Genomic DNA, 17,247 nt, shown 5'->3' on the forward strand with positions numbered 1-17,247 from the left:
AAACCCGCGCACCTCCGTTGCAAAATCCATGTTCGGGTTGAGGGGGGAATTTCATGTTGCACTGCAAAACAAAACGCTGGAACATTTCGCCCATCGCGACCATCTGGGGGCGATGTCCTCCCTAGCCGCCCCGCCGCCGTCGATCGAACGGCCGTTCCCGCTGCGCGAGGGCGAGCTGGTGGTACTGCTCGCATTCACCCAGGCGCTCCAGGCGCTGGCGATCGACGCGATGCTGCCCGGCATCGGCACGATCGCGCGCGATCTCCACGCGACCGATCCCAACCAGCGCCAGTTCATAGTGGGCATCTTCCTGCTCGGCGCGGGCGTCGGCGCGCTGGTGCCGGGGACCCTGGCCGACCGTTTCGGCAGGCGCCCGGTCCTGCTTGGTTGCCTGGCGTGCTACGTCGTGATGGCACTGGCTTGCGCGCTGGTGACCGAGTTCAACACCATGCTGGCGTTCCGCTTCATCCAGGCGCTGGGCAGCGGGGGTCTCGCCGTGCTGCCCTCGGCGATCATCCGCGACCGCTTCGAGGGCGACCGGATGGCCAAGCTGCAATCGCTGATCGGGGTGATCTTCATGATAGTGCCGATGATCGCGCCCTCGCTCGGCCAGCTCGTTCTGCTGTTCGCCGGCTGGCGCTGGATCTTCGGGGCGACCGCGGTGCTCGGCACGATGGTGGCGGCGTGGGTATTCCTGCGCCTGCCTGAAACGATGCACCCCGAATTCCGCCAGAAGATCGACCTCGGGACGATCGGCCGCAACATGGTGACCACGCTGACCACGCGTGCCTCGATCGGCTACGTGATCGGCAGCGCGCTGATCCTGGGGGCGATGTGGGGCTATATCCAGAGCTCGCAGCAGTTGATCGGCGAGCACTTCGGCGCGGGCGCCAGGTTTCCGCTGTTCTTTGGCGGGATGGCGATGTTCATGGCTTTCGCCAACTTCGGCAACAGCCGCATCGTGGAGCGGTTCGGCGCGCGGCGGGTGAGCCACGCGGCGGTGTTCGGGTTCATCGCGGTGGCCGCGCTGCAGCTCTACCTCGCGACCCGGCCCAACCAGACGCTGTGGCAGTTCGTGCCGGTGATGACCGCCAACATGGCGCTGATGAGCTTCATCGGCGCCAACTTCGCCTCGATCGCGATCCAGCCGTTCGCGCGGATCGCGGGCGCCGCGGCGTCGGTGCAGGCGTTCCTGCGGATGGTCACCGCATCGGTGCTGGGGGCGGTGATCGGTCAGAGCTACGACGGCAGCGCGAAGCCGTTCGCCGCGGCGCTGCTGGCGGCGGGGCTGGGCTGCCTGGGGCTGATCCTGTTCAGCGAGCGCGGCAAGCTGTTCCGCCGGGTCTATCCCAGGGGCGTGCCGAGGCCGGTGGCGAGTATTTGAGTCCAAGTGCGAGGGCTCTGACGTTCAGAACAGCTTCGCCCAGGCCAGCTCGGCGAACTCGCACAGCAGGGGCCGGGTGTCGCGCGGGTCGATGATGTCTTCGACGCCGAAGCGTTCGGCGGTGCGGAACACCGATCGGACCCGGTTCAAGCGCTCGCGGATTTCGGTGAGCGTGGCCGCCGGGTCTTCCGAGGCCTCGATCTCCGACTTGTACGCAACCTCGATCCCGCCTTCGATCGGCAGGCTGCCCCAGTCGCCACTGGGCCACGCGAAGCGATACTGGAACGCGTCGCCATCGCTCATCGCCGCCCCGGCGATGCCATAGGCCCGGCGGACCACGACGCAGGCCAGCGGCACCGTCGCGCGGTAGATCGCGTTCATCGCGTTCACGCCATAACGGATCGTCCCCGCGGTCTCCGCCGCCGCGCCGATCATGAAGCCGGGGTTGTCGACGAAGTGAACCACGGGCAGGCGGAAGCGGTCGGCCAGCTCGACGAAGCGCTGCGCCTTCTCGCTGGTCCGCGCCTCCCACGATCCGCCCAGGAAGCTGGGATCGCTGGCGAGCACCGCGACCACCCGCCCGTCGAGCCGCGCGAACGCGGTGATCGCGGCCTGGCCCCATTTGGCGCCGATCTCGAACACGCTGCCGCTATCGAACACCGACGCGAGGATGCGGCGCATCGAATAGGCGGCGCGCCCGTCGCGAGGGACGGCGGTCAGCAGCGTCTCGTCGCGGCGATCGATCGGATCGCTGCACGCGACGCGCGGTGCGGGCTTGCCCGCGGCCGAGGGCAGGTATGAGAGGAACCGCCGGGCCCGGGCAAAAGCCTCGGCCTCGCTCGCGACCTCGTCGTCGATCACCCCGTTGCGGGTGTGGATTTCGCTGCCGCCGAGCCCTTCCTTGTCCTCGACCGCCTGCCCGCCGTCGATCGCCGCGACCACCGCGGGTCCGGCGGCGAAGACCTGGCTGAGGCCCTTGACCATCACCGAATAATGACTCGCCACCGCTCGCGCCGCGCCCAGACCCGCGGTCGGCCCCAGTGCGAGCGCGACCACGGGCACCTTCTCGAGGTTGATCACCACATCGCGCCAGCCGTGGACCGCGGGGATATAGGTCGCGCCGATCGTCTCGAGCGTCTTGACCGAGCCGCCCCCGCCGGTGCCGTCGATCATCCGCACCATCGGCAAGCCCAGAGTGTGCGCCATCTTCTCCGCCTGGAGCATCTTGCGATGGATCGAAGCGTCCGCCGACCCCCGCGCACGGTGAAATCATCGGCGGTGACCACGATGGGCCGGCCTTCGATGTCGGCCCGGCCGAAGAGGTAGTTGGCGGGGGCAAGATCGGTCAGTTCGCCATTGTCGTCATACATGCCCTTCCCCGCGATCTTGCCGATCTCGCGAAAGCTGCCTGCATCGACTAGCGCAGCGATCCGCGCGCGTGCATCCATCTTGCCCCGGCCGTGCTGGCGCGCGACCTTTTCCGGTCCGCCCATCCGGTCCGCCAGCTCGCGGCGGCGGCGCAGTTCTTCGAGTTCGGGTTCCCAGCTCATGCCCGCTTGGACCACTTGGACCACAGTCCAGGGGAAGTTTTTTTACACGTATTTCCGGGGTTGGTGCGGGCGGTCGGGAAGCGCGGGTGATCGGTCATGGCCGGACTAGGCCACGAAAGCACGCGTATAGGAAAGTGTTTTCAGCGCGCGCGCGGAATGCACTGCTCGGGCGCGACACCCTTGAACTCGCGGCAACCGTACAGAACAATCTCGCTGCCCGAAGGATCGCGCGAGTAGCTGAACTGGAGTTGGGCACGAGAGGCAGCGGGCAACGGCAGCGCGCGCGGCACGACACTGCCATCGCTCCAGCCATAGACGCGGCAGGTGCCTTGGCCGTTGCACAAGCCGCGCGCGGTGGCGATCGCGCTGGTCGCGCCCTTGCCCGGATCGACGGTGACGAAGTTGGCTCGGCCAGACGGATCGCGCATCACCACGCGCGCACCCGAACCCTTGGGAACGAGCTTGGCGGCGGCGGCGGCTTCGGCCGAAACGACCGGCGAGGCGATCGTCGGCGCGGCGGCGGCGAAGACATCCGGCTCGCCGCCGCGATAGGCGATATTGGCCGCCGCGGCGCTGCCCCAGTAGCCGGGCCAGCGGAAGAACAGGTGGGTCTGGACTTGCGCGACCTTGAGCAGCTTGGGGCTCCACCACGGATAGACCCAGTCGGTGTGATAGTGCGTGGCGATCCCGACCGGCGCGTAGACCCGCCCGCCCAGCGCCTCTTGCGCGCGGGCGAGAGCGCCAGCGCGGGCCGCCTCGCTATAGCGCCGGTCGAGCGAGCCGTCGCAGGTGAAGGTGAACTGGCAACCGCTGCGCCGCTGCGAGCCTTCGAACACCACCCCGCACACGGTGCGCGCGAATGCGGGGTGGCGCACGCGGTTGAGCACCACCTGCATCACCGCGCGCTGCCCGGCGTCGTCGCCGCCCGCCTCGGCCAGCGCGGCCAGCGCAAGGCAGTCGGCGGCGCGGGCGCGGTCGAGGGTGGTGCCGGTGAAGCGGAACGAGGGCGCTGCCGCCAGTTTGTCGGCGGAAAACGGGTCGGCGAGATTCTGCGCCCTGGCGTCCGCCGGAGCCTGCGTGGGAGCGGCCAGCACGGGGGCGTCCGCAGCCCGCGCGGGCAGCGCGGTCAGCGGGGTGGCTGACGCCCCGGGAGCCGTTGCCTCGGGTGCACTCGCGTTCCGGTGGAGCGGTAGCCACGCCACCAGCAGCACCGCCACCGCGAGCAGCGCCGCCATCACCGCCAGCCCCCAGCGGGGGAGGCTTGGCGGCCGCCGGTTCGTCCAGGGCAAGCTCGGCAGACATCGAAGCCATATCAGGTTTGCTGCGCCCGCTAACAAGGGGGAGGCCGCTCCAACCCTCGCCCCTGAAAGGGGAGAGGGTAGCGAAGCTTTCCCTGCCAGGGGCTAGCGCAGCTTGGAGAGGAGCGGTCTCCGACGAGAGCACCCCTCTCCAATGTCGGTTAGTTCGCTTCGCTCTCAAGCCTTTGTGTCCGCTCCCCTTTCGGGGGCGGGGGGAAGCCTCACCACACCAGCGGTGCGTGCTCCAGTTGTGGCAAGACATGGCGCGCAAACAGGTCGGCCTCCGCCGCGTGAGGATAGCCGGAGAGAATGAACGCCTCGATCCCCTCGGCCTGATAGGCGCGCAATTTGGCCAGTACCTGATCGGGATCACCGACGATCGCCGCGCCGCAGCCCGAGCGGGCACGCCCGATCCCGGTCCACAGGTTGTCTTCGACGAACCCGTCGCCATCCGCCGCGCCGCGCAACTCGGCCTGGCGCTGGACGCCGAAGTTCTTCGCATCGAGCGATGCCTCGCGGATCGCCCGGCCTTTTTCGTCGTCGAGCTTGGACACCAGCCGGTCGGCGTAGGCGCGCGCCTCGTCCTCGGTCTCGCGCACGATGACATGGACGCGGTAACCGAACTTGAGCGTGCGGCCGTGGTTCGCGGCGCGCGCGGTCATGTCGGCGATCGTCTCCCGCACCTTGTCCATCGTATCGGGCCACATCAGGTAGACGTCGCAGCCTTCCGCCGCGCATTCACGCGCATCGGGGCTGAGGCCGCCGAAATACATCGGCGGGCACTTGCCCGAAATCGTCGTCATCCGCGGCGGATCGAGCTCGAGCTCATAGAACTCGCCCTTGTGGCTCAGATGCTCGCCGTTGAGCAGCGTCTTTACGATCTTGATGGTCTCAGTGGCGCGGGCATAGCGCGGGTGGCCGGGCATCGCTTGGCCCGGCATGTCCGAAGAGATGATGTTGACGTTGAGCCGTCCGCCGGTTCCCGCCGCGTTGGGACCGAGCACGCGGTCGAGCGTCGCGATGCGCCGCGCAAGCTGCGGCGGCCAGTCCTCGCCGATGCGTGTCGCCCACAGCAGCTTCATCCGCTGCAGGAACGGCGCGATCGCGGCGGCGAACACCGTGGTGTCGAGACCGAGGCTATAGCCCGATGGCAGCAGAATATTGTCGAACCCGCCCTTTTCGGCAGTCAGCACGATGTTGCGGCAATGCTCCCAGCTCGACTTCAGCATCGGATCGGGGACGCCGAGGAATTCGTAATCGTCGTCGCACAGCGCGGAGAACCAGGCGACTTCGCACTGCCCGGTTTTTTGTTGAGCGCTCATGGCAATCCCTCCCCCCGCGCGGCGACCAGCACCGCGTACCATTCCTCGCGCGTCCAGCGGACGGCCAGTGCCTGCGCGGCCTCGGCGATGCGCTCCGCCTGTTGCGAACCGACGATCGGGACGATCCCCGCCGGGTGCGCCATCAGCCACGAATACGCGGCGACCGTGCGCGACACGCCGCGATCCCGCCCGACTGCATCCAGCGCGGCGGCGACCGCTTTGGCCCGCGCGTCCTGCGGATCGGCCAGCCGCCCGCCGCCCAGCGGCGACCACGCCAGTGGGACAAGGCCCAGGACCATCGCCTGGTCGAGCTCGCCATTCTCGATCGGCTCGATCCGCAGCGGGCTGATTTCGGGCTGGGTCGCCGCCAGCGGTCGATCGAGGAACGCGGCCAGGGCGCCGATCTGGATCTGGGTGAAGTTGGAGACCCCGACCTCGCCGATCTTGCCCGCGGTGCGCGCCTGGTCGAGAGCCTTGGCGACTTCCTGCGGGTGGGCGAGGATGTCGGGCCGATGGATCTGCCACAGGTCGATCCGCTCGACTTTCAGCCGCCGCAGCGAGGCGTCGATCGCCTCGGCCAGATAGGCGGGACTCTGGTCGTAGGGCAGCGGCGGACGAATGCCGCCCTTGCTCGCCAGCACCATGCGGCTGCGCAGCCCTGGTTCGGCGGTCAACACTTCGCCCAGCAGCGCCTCGGCATCGCCGAACCCGCCGCTGCCGTCGAACCCATAGATATCGGCGGTGTCGAACAGGTCGATCCCGGCATCGAGCGCGGCGTGGACCAGCGCGGCGCCCTCCGCGCGGCTGCGCCCGGCAAAGCGCCACATCCCCCAGGCGATGGGGGCGATCTCGGGTCCTTGAAGACCGATGCGCACTTTGTGCGGGGCAGGCAGTTCACTCATGATGCGACAAGTCCCTTCGGGCAGGCGGGGCGACCGAGCCGCGCTCGACCAGGGTGTGGGGCAGGCGGCGGTGGCTGATGTCACCCCCGGCAATGAGGATTTCGGTGGCGGTGCGCGCCAGCTCGGCCATCGGCTGATGGATCGTGGTCAGCGGCGGCCAGACTGTGCGCGCCAGAGTGGTGTCGTCGAACCCGGCGACCGACAGCGCGCCCGGCAGATCGATCCCGCGATCGTGCGCCACCGCCAGCACGCCCGCGGCCATGTCGTCGTTCGAGGCGAAGATCGCGGTCGGGCGGTCGGGTAGGTCGAGCAGCAGGTTGGCCGCCCTCACCCCGCTTTCGAAATCGAACTCGCCATCGCAGATCAGCCCCGGCTCGAAGGCGATGCCGACCCGGTCGAGCGCGCGGCGATAGCCGAACAGCCGTTCGTCCGAAGCCATGTGGTTGGGGTGGCCCTTGACGAACCCGATCCGGCGATGCCCCGCGTTGATCAGGTGGGTGGTCATGTCGTCGGCCGCGAGCGCGTCGTCCATGAACACGCTGCTGGTCAGCGCGTGGTTGGTGCCGGGCGAGATGCGCACGAACGGGATGTCCATCACGTCTAGCGCGCGCAGCACCGGCTCGCAGTCGGTCACCGGCGAAGAAAGCACGATCCCGTCGACGTGGGTTTCGGAGACCAGCCCGCGGACCTCGTCGCCGACGCGAGGATCGGCTACATCGACCGGCTGGGCGAGCAGGCGGATGCCGCGACTGTGGCACGCCTCCCAGCAGCCCATCTGGATCTGGAAGGTGTAGTACGGGCTGTGGTTGTCGTAGATCAGCGCGATCTGGTTGGACTTCGCGCCCGAGAGGATGCGCGCTGCGATCGAGGGCCGGAACTCCAGATCGCGCACCGCCTTTTCCACGCGCTCGCGGGTTTCGGTGCTGACGTAGGGATGGCCGTTGAGCACGCGGCTGACGGTCTTGACCGCCACCCCAGCCCGCGCAGCGACATCGCGGATGTTGGCGCGGTCGCTCATAGGGCAAGGGCCTCGGGAAGTTTGGCAAATAGCGCCGCAAACGCGCTGTCCGGCCGATAGAATACCGGCGGGTGATCGAGCGGCGCCGCGACCGTATGAGCCCCCGGGGCGAAGTCCTCGCCGCTCCAGACATGCCGCCACGGCAAGTCGCCGGGCAGGATCACCTTGCGCTCCACCGCCCCCTCCTTGATCACCGGCGCGACCAGCAGGTCGACGCCGTAGAGGTACTGGTCCTGCACCGTCCACAGCGCCGGATCGTTCGGGTAGTGCAGGAACAGCGCGCGTTGCGCAGGCAGTCCGCTGGCCTGCGCCTCGTCGCACAAGTGGCGGACGTAGGAGGCCAGGTGGGCGTGGACCCGGCTCCAGCGCGCGAAGCAGGCAAGCAGTTGCGGGGTGCTGTCGTATTGCAGGTTGTCGTCGGGGCGGTTGCCTTCGTGGCTGCGCATCACCGGGGCGAACGCGGCAAGCTCGCACCACCGCATCATCAGCTCGGCGGTGCGGACATTGCCGTGGAGCGAGGTGTAGCCGCCGCAATCCGAATGGCTGTAGGCGTTGCCGAGCAGTCCCGCCGACAGCGCCCCGGTAAGCACGGTACCGATCCCGTCGTGGCGGGTGAAATCGACCGACTGGTCGCCCGCCCACAGCAGCGGGCAATGCGCCTGAACCCCGCTGAACCCGGCGCGCATGAAGAACACCGCGTCGCCGGTCTTCCCGCGTGATTCCAGCGCCATCGCGTTGACCTCGGCCCACAGCACCGGCCAACGGTTGTGCGCCTCCATCGGGTCGCTGGCGTCGGCCAGGCGGACGTCGGTGGGGAGATATTCGCCGAAGTCAGCCATCCATCCGGCGATGCCCATGTCGAGCATCTCTTGCCCCAGGATCCGTTCGGCGAACCAGCTGCGGGTCTCGGCGCGGGTGAAGTCGACCACCCCGGCCTGGAACTCTCCGAAATCAACGAGATAGACCTCGTCGCTATCCTGGTGCAGGCACAAGTGCCGGCCCTGTTTCGCTTCGAGGAACAGGCAGCCGTCATTGCAAAGATACGGGTTTGCGTAGGCAAGAAAACGGATGCCGCGCGCCGCCAGATCGGCGATCCCTTCGGGCAGATCGCGGTAGCGGCCCATGTTCCAGCGCCAGTCCCAGAACAGGCGGCGGCCGAAGCTGGTCTCGCGCACCCCGGCCCAGTCCTCGCACCACAGCCCCGACACGGTGGTCCCCGCATCGATGAACTTTTCCAGCCGCATCAGGCTGTTAGCGCCATCCTTGAGGCCGACGATCGCACCGCCTATCGCCCAGTCGGGCAAGGGCGGCTGACGGCCGAAGCGGGTCGATAGCTGACCGACGAGGTCCACCGGGCCGTCGCCGAGGAAGAATTCGAAGCGCGCTTCGCCCGACCAGACCTCGATCTCGTGCCGGGCGGGATCGGTGAAATCGAGCGCGCTATAGGTGGTGCCGTCCAAGTGACAGGCGTAATTCCGCGACGAAAGATAAGTCGGCTGGGGGTAGTTGGTCGTCCAAAAGTCGCCTCCCGCCATGCCTTGCGCATCCATCAGGCGGGTCAGTTCGGTGCTCTTGTCGCGCCCGACGCCGGGTTCGCTGGTCCACATCGGAAAGCGCCGCCCGGCCAGCGCGAGGTAGCTCATCTGCTCGCCCCCGCCCGAGACCTGCTCGCCCGGTTCGGCATGGAGGCGCAGCCAGATGCGATCGGCGTGCGGGGCCAGCGCGGTCACCGTCAGGGTGAGAGCCCGTGGATCGAAGCGCAATTCGGCGTTCCCGTCGAACCTTACGGTGCGTTCGTCGAGGGTGCACGCGCCCCCGTCGGCGCGAGCGTAAGGAGCATCTTCGATGCGGAAATTGCCGTGGTGCATCGTCACGTCGGGCGCGCCGCGGGCGACGGACACCGCAGGACAGGAATCGCGATGACGCAGTACGGTCAAGCCTGCAATGCGCAGGTCGAACCCGTCCTCAACCGCGAAAAAGCCCGATTTCACCTTGCCGCAGACCTCTCAATGCCCCCGTCTGCGGCATTTTTACCGCACCGTCCGGACTTCGTATGACACCGCTTGACATATCGGCCCGTGCGGGTCAATTCAAGCCATCGAAAGCGGCCAGTCGCGCCGCTGCGGGTTTCGCTCGTGGGCGCCGAATGCCGGCGAGCGCTGTTGGGAGGATACCATGAAAGCCACGCTTCGCGCCGCCGCGCTCGCCGGAACCGTCTCGCTGATCGCGCTGGCTCAGCCCGCACTGGCCCAGGACGCCGCTGTCCCTGCCGAGGCTGAGGCCACTTCGCTCGACGAAGCCCCTCCCGGAGAGATCGTCGTCACCGCGCAAAAGCGCAGCGAGCGGCTCCAGGACGTGCCGGTCGCAGTCTCGGTGTTATCCGGCGAGCAACTCGGGTCGGCCTCCCGCCCAAGCGTGGAAAGCGCCGCACAACAGGTTCCCGCGCTCAACTTCCTCAAGTCGGGCACGACGCTGAACCAGACGATCTTCCTGCGCGGGGTGGGCACCGCCAGCTTCTCGATCGCGGGTGAGCCGTCGGTCTCGACCGTGGTCGACGGGGTCGTCTACGCCCGGTCGGGCGAGGCCTTCAGCGACCTGGTCGACATCGACCGGCTCGAGGTGCTGCGCGGACCCCAGGGCACGCTATTCGGCAAGAACGCCAGTGCCGGCGTGCTCAACATCACTACCAAGATGCCGAAGGTCGGCGAATTTGGCGGCACGCTCGAGGCCAGCTATTTCGACCGCAAAGAATACCGCGGCAAGGCTGCGGTCAACGTGCCATTGGGCGAGAACGCCGCCGGCCGGTTCACCGCGTTCTACGGTAACTACGCCGGCAACATCCGCAATCTGACCGCGGGCAAGCGTGTCAATGGCTATGAGCACTACGGCGCGCGGGCGCAGTTCCTCTACGAGCCGTCGGACGCGCTGCGGCTCTACGCGACCGCCGATTATCACAAGAACGACGACGATTGCTGCGCCGACATCATCGCCACCGGTCCGCTGACCGGGGCCGGGGCGCCGACCACCAACCTGGCGTTCAACGTGCTGCCGACGCCGCGCGGGGCGAAGACCCGGCGGATCACTCAGGATCTGATCACGGCCACCAAGGAAAGAGGCTGGGGCGTATCGCTCCAGGCCGATGTCGGGGTGGGCACGCATACGCTGACCAGCATCACCGCCTATCGCGACTGGGACAATACCGAGATCCGCGATGGCGACTGGCTCGACCGCGCCTATGTCGGGTTCAACCAGCTGCACGATAATGGCCCGCAACGCACCCACACGCTAACGCAGGAACTGCGGCTGACCTCGCCCGCCAACCAGGTGATCAGCTATGTGCTGGGGGGCTACTATTCGAACGCCTATTCCCGCCGCGTGTTCACCCGCAACGACGTGGTCTGCACCGCGGTTACCGGTGCGCCGACCAACGTGCTGATCCCGTGCGGCAGCCCCAACGCCAACCCCTCGACCACGCCTTCGGGCACCGCCGATTTCGGCTCGCGCTTCAAGAACTACGCCGCCTTCGGCCAGGCAACGCTCAACGCCACCGACACCTTTCGTCTGATCGGGGGCTTGCGCTATTCGAAGGACGACCTTTCGGTATTCCACAAGCGCGTGGCGACCGGCCTGGCCGTCAGCGGCGGGCTACCTCAGGCAGCGCCGGGGATTCAGCCTAATTTCGACCAAGGGGTCTACGACCGTTATCTCGCCCTGGTCGCGACGGGCGTTTCGCCCACCACTGCCGCGGCGCAAGCGGTAACCGCGTCGAACGGCGTGGCATTCCGGACCAAGACCACCGCGGACAACCTTTCGGGCAAGATTTCCGCGCAGTTCGATTTCACCCGCGATCACATGGGCTACCTCTCGTATACCCGCGGCTACAAGGGGCCGGCCTACAACATCTTCTTCAACCTCACCGCCACTGGCACCAACCGGATTTCGCCTGAGACTTCCGACGCGTTCGAGATCGGACTCAAGAACACGCTGCTCGACGGGCGGATGACGCTGAACCTGGCGCTGTTCCGTGCTGACTATCATAACTTCCAGGCCAACAACCCCGACCTAGTCGCGGGCGTCGTGGTGACCCGCTTCACAAACGCGGGTGAGGTGTCGACCCGCGGAATCGAAGCCGACATGAACTGGCGCCCGTTCGACGACTTCACCCTCAACGGCGGGGTCGCCTACACCAAGGCGCGGGTCGACCGGTTCAACGCGCCCGCAGGCGCCGCGACAATTCCCCCTCGCACGCCGCTGGGCTATGCGCCCAAGTGGAAGGGATCGTTGGCGGCCGATTACCGCTGGCGCACTGGCGGCGCGATCGACGTGTGGCTGGGGGCATCGACCAACTTCCAGTCGAGCCAACTTTCGCTGTTCGCGGCCAACGCGGTCCAGCGCCAGTTGGGGACTATTCCGAAATACGCGCTGGTCAACGCCCAGATCGGCTTCGGCGATCCCGACGATACCTGGCGGATCACCGCGCAAGTCCGCAATCTGACCGACAAGGAATATGCCGCCGCGATCATCAACGGCGGGCCCGGCGGCAGCTACCGCTACCAGATCCCGCGCGACGCGGACCGCTATATCGGGGTGACGGGGCGGCTGAACTTCTAGGTATTTAAGAGCTTGAACGACGGCCGCGGAGGGAGACTTCCGCGGCCGATTCATGCGTGGTGGCACGCGGTTCCTAACGCCCTCCGGTGACGTAGAGGCACTGCCCCGTCACCCAGCCTGCCGCGGGCGAGGCCATATAGACGACGGCGGCGGCGATATCCTCGGGGTCGCCGTAGCGGCCGAGCGGGATGCCGATCGCCGCGAGCAATTTTTCTCGCTTTTCCGGGGTGTCGGTGCCCATGCACTCATCGAAATTCTCGGTCGGGATCGGGCCCGGGGCGACCGCGTTGACGCGGATCGCAGGCGCGAGCTCGACCGAAAGTGTGCTGGTCAGGCTGTTCACCGCCGCCTTGGCAGCACCATAAGGCCCGTTCTTGACCTGCGCGCCGAACGCCGATCGCGACGAGATGTTGATGATCGACCCGCCGCCCGCGCCTTCGGCCATGTGCCGTGCCGCCACGGTCGCGCCTAGCCACACCGCCTTGAGATTGAGCGCCATCTGCGCGTCGAAGTTGTCCTCGGACGTGCGCGTCAGATAGCGCGGCGTCGCATCGGGGATGCCGCCCGCGTTGTTGACCCAGATCGTCAACTTGCCGAATTCGGCGACAGTCGCGGCGGCCAGCTTTTCCAGCGCTTCGCTCGAGGTGGCGTCGGTCGCCAACGGCAGGGCGCGACGGCCGAGCCGGCGAATCTCCGCCGCGACCGCATCGAGATCGGCCTGGGTGCGCGAGGCCAGCGCGACGTCGGCCCCAGCCTCTGCCAGCCCGATCGCGATCGCCCGCCCGATCCCCTTACCCGCCCCGGTCACCACCGCGACCTCGCCATCGAGCCTGAACCTGTCGAGAATACCCATACTACTTGTCCTCGCGGCCATGTGGATTGCGATCGGGATGGAGGATGGCGGGCCGGTTTACCCGGCGACACTAGCCGATGCGCTAGGGCAGTGGCGGGAGGGCAACTTGAAGGTACCGCAGGCTCCACTCATATCGCACCCATGGTTTGGGACCTCGGCAAGGCGATGCGGAAGAAGTAGGAGTTCGAGACCGCTCGACTCCTCGACTTCGAATTCCGCCAGCGTGCCCGGACGGCCCGCCTTCTCGCCCGAGCACTTGGGCTCGAGGAGAGCTCCTTGGCCCAGGATACCGTGGTGAAAGACGACGACGCAATCATCGGACTTGCCGCGGCAAGATCGGGGCAGAGCGTCGACGAGGTCCAGGCGCAATTCTGGAAATGCAGTTCGCGGGCCCGTCGTGAGATCATCGAGGAACGCGGCGATCCCACGCCGTATCGGCTGGGTTAAGCGCGGCTTCAGGCGGTGGTCTCGTCCTCCGCGAAGATCCGCGGCACCAGCAGGTGGATCCACGCCAGCGCAATGAGATACGCGAACGCCGCGACCCAGAACAGCGGCGCGTAGCCATACCCGCCGGTCAGCAGCCGTCCGGTCGCCTCCTGAATGCCGAAGCCGGCCACGTTGCCGGCGATCGCGCCGATCGCCATCACCGTCGCCACGCGCTGGGCAGGCACCGCGTCGGCCGCGAAGCCGAAGATGTTGGTGGAAAAGCCCTGGTGCGCGAACAGCGCCATGCCGATGATCGCGGCGGCGGTCCACGCGCTGTCGGCGGTCAGCGCCAGCGGAATCGGCAGTATGATCAGCGCGTAGAGCAGCATGCCCAGCTTGCGCGCGGCGTTGACCGAGCGGCCCCCGCCCAGCAGCACGCCGAACAATTTGCCCGCGGTCAGCGCACCGAGCGCGGCAAGGCTGAACGCCAGCGCGGTCGGGCCGACGAGTTGGGACTGCGACAGGTCGAACACTTTGTGGAACAGGTCGGGCAGCCAGAACGTGAAGAACCACCAGAACATGTCGGTGATCGCCTTGGCCCCGGCGATCGCCCAAGTCTTGCGATCGGCCAGCGCGGCGCGATAACCGCCGGTACCGGTCGCGGGAGCGGCGCGCGGGACCGGGATCAGCCGCTGCGTGCCGAAAATCCAGAACGCAAGCCAGATGAAGCCGAGCGCCCCGGTGACGAGAAACGCCGCCTTCCACCCGAACGCCACCGCGAACGGCACCACCGTCAGCGGGGCGATGATGTTGCCCAGGTTCGGCGCGGTGTTGACGATTCCCGCCGCCATCGTGCGGCGCTTGAGCGGCAGGAACTGCGCGGCGGCCTTGACCGCGGCAGGGGTGTTGACCGCCTCGGCCGCGACCAACACCACGCGCGCGGTGACGAACTGGGTGACCGTGCCGGCCACCGCGTGGGCCATCCCGGCAACGCTCCACACCACTACCGCCGCGCCATAGGCGATGCGCACGCCAAACCGGTCGATCAGCCAGCCGACGAACAGCAGGGCTGCGGCGGCGGCGAGCTGACTGGCCGAAGCGAAATGGGCGAATTCGGCGTCGCCCCAGCCGTATTCGGCGGAAATCGTCGGCTTGAGCAGCGACAGCACCTGGCGATCGACATAGTTGATGATCGTGCCGAAGAAGAGCAGCGCGATCAGGAGGTTGCGTGAACGCTCCAGCCCCGCATCGGCGGCGTCTCCGGGTCTGACAGTCTGCGCCAAATCCGCTCTCCTCGCCCGCAGCGCCTTGTCCCGGCGCTTGTTCGCTTGCACGGTAGCGCCTCGTCGAGATAAGGGAAGCGGGAATATGACACCGCAGGACATATCCGCCTATCCCGCCCACGCCGGCGACCTATTCGGCGAGCTCCACCTCGGCGGGGCCGAGCCGGTCGCCGAGAACCGCGATCCGCTGTGGCCCGGCCTCGCGGTGTGCGGCACCGCCAGCCTTGCCGCCGCCTGGCTAGCCGAGCACTACCGCTTTCCGATCATCCTCCTCGGCCTGCTGGTTGGCCTGTCGCTGAGCTTCCTCGGGACCGACCCCAAGATGCACCGCGGGCTCGATTTCGCCAGCCGCACCTTCCTGCGGATCGGCATCGTCGTGCTCGGATTCCAGGTGACCTTCGCCCAGATCGGCGCGCTCGGGCCGGTGCCGTTCATGGCGCTGGTCGTGGTGATGGCCGCCGCGTTCGGGGCGGCGCTGATCGGTGCGCGGCTGGTCGGGCAGGATCGCTACGCGGGGATCCTGGCGGGCGGCGCGACCGCGATCTGCGGCGCCTCGGCGGCGCTGGCGCTGTACGGGGTTATCGGCAAGCACCGTCTCAGCCAGGCCCAGTTCGCGCTGACGCTCGTCGGGGTCAGCCTGGCGAGCGCGCTGGCGATGTCGCTCTATCCGGTGCTGGCGGCCGAGCTGGGGCTGAACGACACGCAGGCCGGGTTCCTGATCGGCGCATCGATCCACGACGTCGCGCAGGCGATCGGCGGAGGCTATGCGTTTTCCGACGCCGCCGGGAGCCACGCGACGATCGTCAAGCTCGCCCGCGTAGCGCTGCTTGCCCCGGTGGTCGCGCTGGTCTCGCTGTGGATCGGGCACGGCGACCAAGGGGGCGACGGGCAGCGGCGCGCGCTGTGGCGGCGGATGGCGCTGCCGTGGTTCATCGTCGCGTTCCTCGCCACGGTCACGCTCAATAGCGTGGTCGCGGTCCCGCCTGCGTGGTCGGCATCGCTGCTGACGCTGTCCAAGGGCCTGCTGCTGGTCGCGGTGACTGCCACCGCGATGCGTTCGCGGCTCGAACTGCTGCGCGAGGAAGGCTGGCGCGCGACGATCCCGACGCTGGCCGCGACCCTAGCCTCGTTCGCCGCGGCGCTGGCCTTCGCCAAGTGGCTGGTGTGAGCGAACCCTACGACATCGCGGTGATCGGCGGCGGGATCAACGGCGCCGGGATCGCCCGCGATGCCGCGGGGCGCGGGGCCAGAGTGCTGCTGCTCGAACGCGGCGATCTCGCGCGCGGCACCTCGTCGGCCTCGACCAAGCTGATCCACGGCGGCTTGCGCTATCTCGAGCACTACGAATTCGGCCTGGTCCGCGAGGCCCTGTCCGAGCGCGAGAAGCTGTGGGGCATCGCCCCACACGTGATCTGGCCACTGCGCTTCGTGCTGCCCTATCGCAAAGGCTTGCGCCCCAAATGGCTGCTGCGCGCCGGTCTGTTCCTCTATGACCACATCGGCGGGCGCAAGGCGCTGCCCGCGACGCGGACGATCGATCTGGCCAAGCACGCCGCAGGCGCGCCGCTCAAATCCGGCCTCCACACCGCGTTCGTCTATTCGGACGGCTGGGTCGACGATGCCCGGCTCGTGGTGCTCAACGCGCGCGACGCCGCCAACCGCGGGGCGACGGTGCGGACCCGCTGCGAGGTCACCGAGTTACGCCGTGAGGCCGGCGCCTGGACGATTCTGGCGGGCGGCGAGACCTTCCGCGCGGGCGCGGTAGTCAACGCGGCGGGACCGGCGGTGCTCGACCTTCTCCACCGCGCGGGCGTGCCCCCACACCAGAAGATGCGCCTGGTGCGCGGCTCGCACATCGTGGTGCGCAAGCTGTTCGACCACGATTTCGCCTATTTCTTCCAGCTTCCCGACGGGCGGATCTTCTTCGCGATCCCGTATGAGCGCGACTTCACCCTGATCGGGACCACCGACGCGGACCATCACGGGGCGCTCGACGATCTTGCGGCCAGCGCTGACGAGATCGCTTATCTGTGCGCCGGGGTGAACGAGTACTTCGCCCAGGCCATCACGCCCGCCGACGTGGCGTGGTCCTATTCGGGCGTCAGGCCGCTGATGGACGACGGCCGCGGCCGGCCCGAGGCGGCGACCCGCGGCTACAGCTTCGCGCTCGACGGCGGCGACGGGGTCCCGCCGCTGCTGTCGGTATTCGGCGGCAAGATCACCACCTACCGCACGTTGGCCGAATCCGCGGTAGCCCGGTTGCAACCGCATGTGGCGGCGCTGCAGGGCGGCGACTGGAGCGATGGCGAGCCGTTGCCGGGCGGAGACTTCCCCAAGCAGACCGCCGCCTCGCTGACCGCCGCGCTGGCCCGCGACTACCCTTTCCTCGGGCCCGACCAGGCGCTGCGCCTGACCCGCGCCTATGGCACGCTGGCCCGCACGATCCTCGGCGACGCCAAGGCCCTCGCCGGCCTGGGAACGGACTTCGGGCACGGCCTCAGCGAGCGCGAGGCCGCTTATCTGATCGCCGCCGAATGGGCGAGGACTGCCGACGACGTGCTGTGGCGCCGGACCAAGCTGGGGTTGCGGTTTTCGGTGGA

General features: G+C 68.0%; 12 protein-coding genes and 1 pseudogene (1 of these 13 only partly in view). 5 read left to right on the forward strand and 8 right to left on the reverse strand.

Annotated features, from left to right (window positions below; translation table 11 throughout):
- The first annotated feature begins 112 nt into the window (after positions 1 to 112).
- Complete coding sequence (locus GKE62_RS04160) at positions 113 to 1,384, forward strand: multidrug effflux MFS transporter (RefSeq protein WP_154691131.1); 1,272 nt, start codon at positions 113 to 115, stop codon at positions 1,382 to 1,384.
- Positions 1,385 to 1,408: 24 nt separating this feature from the next.
- Here the strand turns inward: GKE62_RS04160 and GKE62_RS04165 are convergent.
- From GKE62_RS04165 to GKE62_RS04190, 6 genes and pseudogenes are all read right to left on the reverse strand, one after another.
- Positions 1,409 to 2,934: pseudogene (locus GKE62_RS04165) on the reverse strand (acyl-CoA carboxylase subunit beta).
- Between the two features lie 140 nt (positions 2,935 to 3,074).
- A complete protein-coding gene (locus tag GKE62_RS04170; protein WP_154691132.1) occupies positions 3,075 to 4,169 on the reverse strand; it encodes a cell wall hydrolase in 1,095 nt (364 codons plus the stop codon).
- Between the two features lie 284 nt (positions 4,170 to 4,453).
- Positions 4,454 to 5,554, reverse strand: a complete 1,101-nt coding sequence (locus GKE62_RS04175; RefSeq protein WP_154691133.1) for an LLM class flavin-dependent oxidoreductase — start codon at positions 5,552 to 5,554, stop codon at positions 4,454 to 4,456.
- Positions 5,551 to 6,456 (reverse strand): aldo/keto reductase family oxidoreductase, encoded by a 906-nt coding sequence (locus tag GKE62_RS04180; protein ID WP_154691134.1) that lies wholly within the window; start codon positions 6,454 to 6,456, stop codon positions 5,551 to 5,553. Before GKE62_RS04180 ends, GKE62_RS04175 begins: the two co-directional genes overlap by 4 nt.
- A complete protein-coding gene (locus tag GKE62_RS04185; protein ID WP_154691135.1) occupies positions 6,449 to 7,474 on the reverse strand; it encodes a LacI family DNA-binding transcriptional regulator in 1,026 nt (341 codons plus the stop codon). The genes GKE62_RS04180 and GKE62_RS04185 overlap by 8 nt, the downstream gene beginning before the upstream one ends.
- Positions 7,471 to 9,465: an alpha-glucosidase gene (locus GKE62_RS04190; protein ID WP_154691136.1), complete on the reverse strand. Its 1,995-nt coding sequence runs from the start codon at positions 9,463 to 9,465 to the stop codon at positions 7,471 to 7,473. The genes GKE62_RS04185 and GKE62_RS04190 overlap by 4 nt, the downstream gene beginning before the upstream one ends.
- 184 nt (positions 9,466 to 9,649) lie before the next feature.
- Between GKE62_RS04190 and GKE62_RS04195 the strand changes: the two genes are divergently transcribed.
- Complete coding sequence (locus GKE62_RS04195; protein ID WP_154691137.1) at positions 9,650 to 12,085, forward strand: TonB-dependent receptor; 2,436 nt, start codon at positions 9,650 to 9,652, stop codon at positions 12,083 to 12,085.
- 73 nt (positions 12,086 to 12,158) lie between these two features.
- Here the strand turns inward: GKE62_RS04195 and GKE62_RS04200 are convergent, their stop codons facing one another.
- Positions 12,159 to 12,938 (reverse strand): SDR family NAD(P)-dependent oxidoreductase, encoded by a 780-nt coding sequence (locus GKE62_RS04200; protein WP_154691138.1) that lies wholly within the window; start codon positions 12,936 to 12,938, stop codon positions 12,159 to 12,161.
- Between the two features lie 276 nt (positions 12,939 to 13,214).
- On the opposite strand from GKE62_RS04200, the gene GKE62_RS04205 reads away from it, so the two are divergent.
- Positions 13,215 to 13,385: a hypothetical protein gene (locus tag GKE62_RS04205; RefSeq protein WP_154691139.1), complete on the forward strand. Its 171-nt coding sequence runs from the start codon at positions 13,215 to 13,217 to the stop codon at positions 13,383 to 13,385.
- Between the two features lie 8 nt (positions 13,386 to 13,393).
- Here GKE62_RS04205 and GKE62_RS04210 read toward each other — a convergent pair whose 3' ends face one another.
- Entirely contained in the window at positions 13,394 to 14,647 is a 1,254-nt protein-coding gene (locus GKE62_RS04210; RefSeq protein ID WP_230206904.1) for an MFS transporter, read from the reverse strand.
- Between the two features lie 85 nt (positions 14,648 to 14,732).
- On the opposite strand from GKE62_RS04210, the gene GKE62_RS04215 reads away from it, so the two are divergent.
- Both GKE62_RS04215 and GKE62_RS04220 read left to right on the forward strand, forming a co-directional pair.
- Entirely contained in the window at positions 14,733 to 15,815 is a 1,083-nt protein-coding gene (locus GKE62_RS04215; RefSeq protein ID WP_154691141.1) for a YeiH family protein, read from the forward strand.
- Positions 15,812 to 17,247, forward strand: the 5' portion of a protein-coding gene (locus GKE62_RS04220; RefSeq protein ID WP_370516059.1) for a glycerol-3-phosphate dehydrogenase. 52 nt of this gene lie beyond the right edge of the window; the window shows 1,436 of its 1,488 coding nt (coding positions 1-1,436); it begins with the start codon at positions 15,812 to 15,814; its stop codon lies off the right edge, out of view. Before GKE62_RS04215 ends, GKE62_RS04220 begins: the two co-directional genes overlap by 4 nt.

The organism is Novosphingobium sp. Gsoil 351 (genome assembly GCF_009707465.1).
Lineage (GTDB): Bacteria > Pseudomonadota > Alphaproteobacteria > Sphingomonadales > Sphingomonadaceae > Novosphingobium.

Bases quoted from the DNA above. Each gene is read 5' to 3' on its own strand.
- GKE62_RS04175 (WP_154691133.1), bottom strand. From the start codon at position 5,554: ATGAGCGCTCAACAAAAAACCGGGCAGTGCGAAGTCGCCTGGTTCTCC.
- GKE62_RS04215 (WP_154691141.1), top strand. From the start codon at position 14,733: ATGACACCGCAGGACATATCCGCCTATCCCGCCCACGCCGGCGACCTA.
- GKE62_RS04170 (WP_154691132.1), bottom strand. From the start codon at position 4,169: ATGGCGGCGCTGCTCGCGGTGGCGGTGCTGCTGGTGGCGTGGCTACCG.
- GKE62_RS04185 (WP_154691135.1), bottom strand. From the start codon at position 7,474: ATGAGCGACCGCGCCAACATCCGCGATGTCGCTGCGCGGGCTGGGGTG.
- GKE62_RS04160 (WP_154691131.1), top strand. From the start codon at position 113: ATGTCCTCCCTAGCCGCCCCGCCGCCGTCGATCGAACGGCCGTTCCCG.
- GKE62_RS04180 (WP_154691134.1), bottom strand. From the start codon at position 6,456: ATGAGTGAACTGCCTGCCCCGCACAAAGTGCGCATCGGTCTTCAAGGA.
- GKE62_RS04200 (WP_154691138.1), bottom strand. From the start codon at position 12,938: ATGGGTATTCTCGACAGGTTCAGGCTCGATGGCGAGGTCGCGGTGGTG.
- GKE62_RS04195 (WP_154691137.1), top strand. From the start codon at position 9,650: ATGAAAGCCACGCTTCGCGCCGCCGCGCTCGCCGGAACCGTCTCGCTG.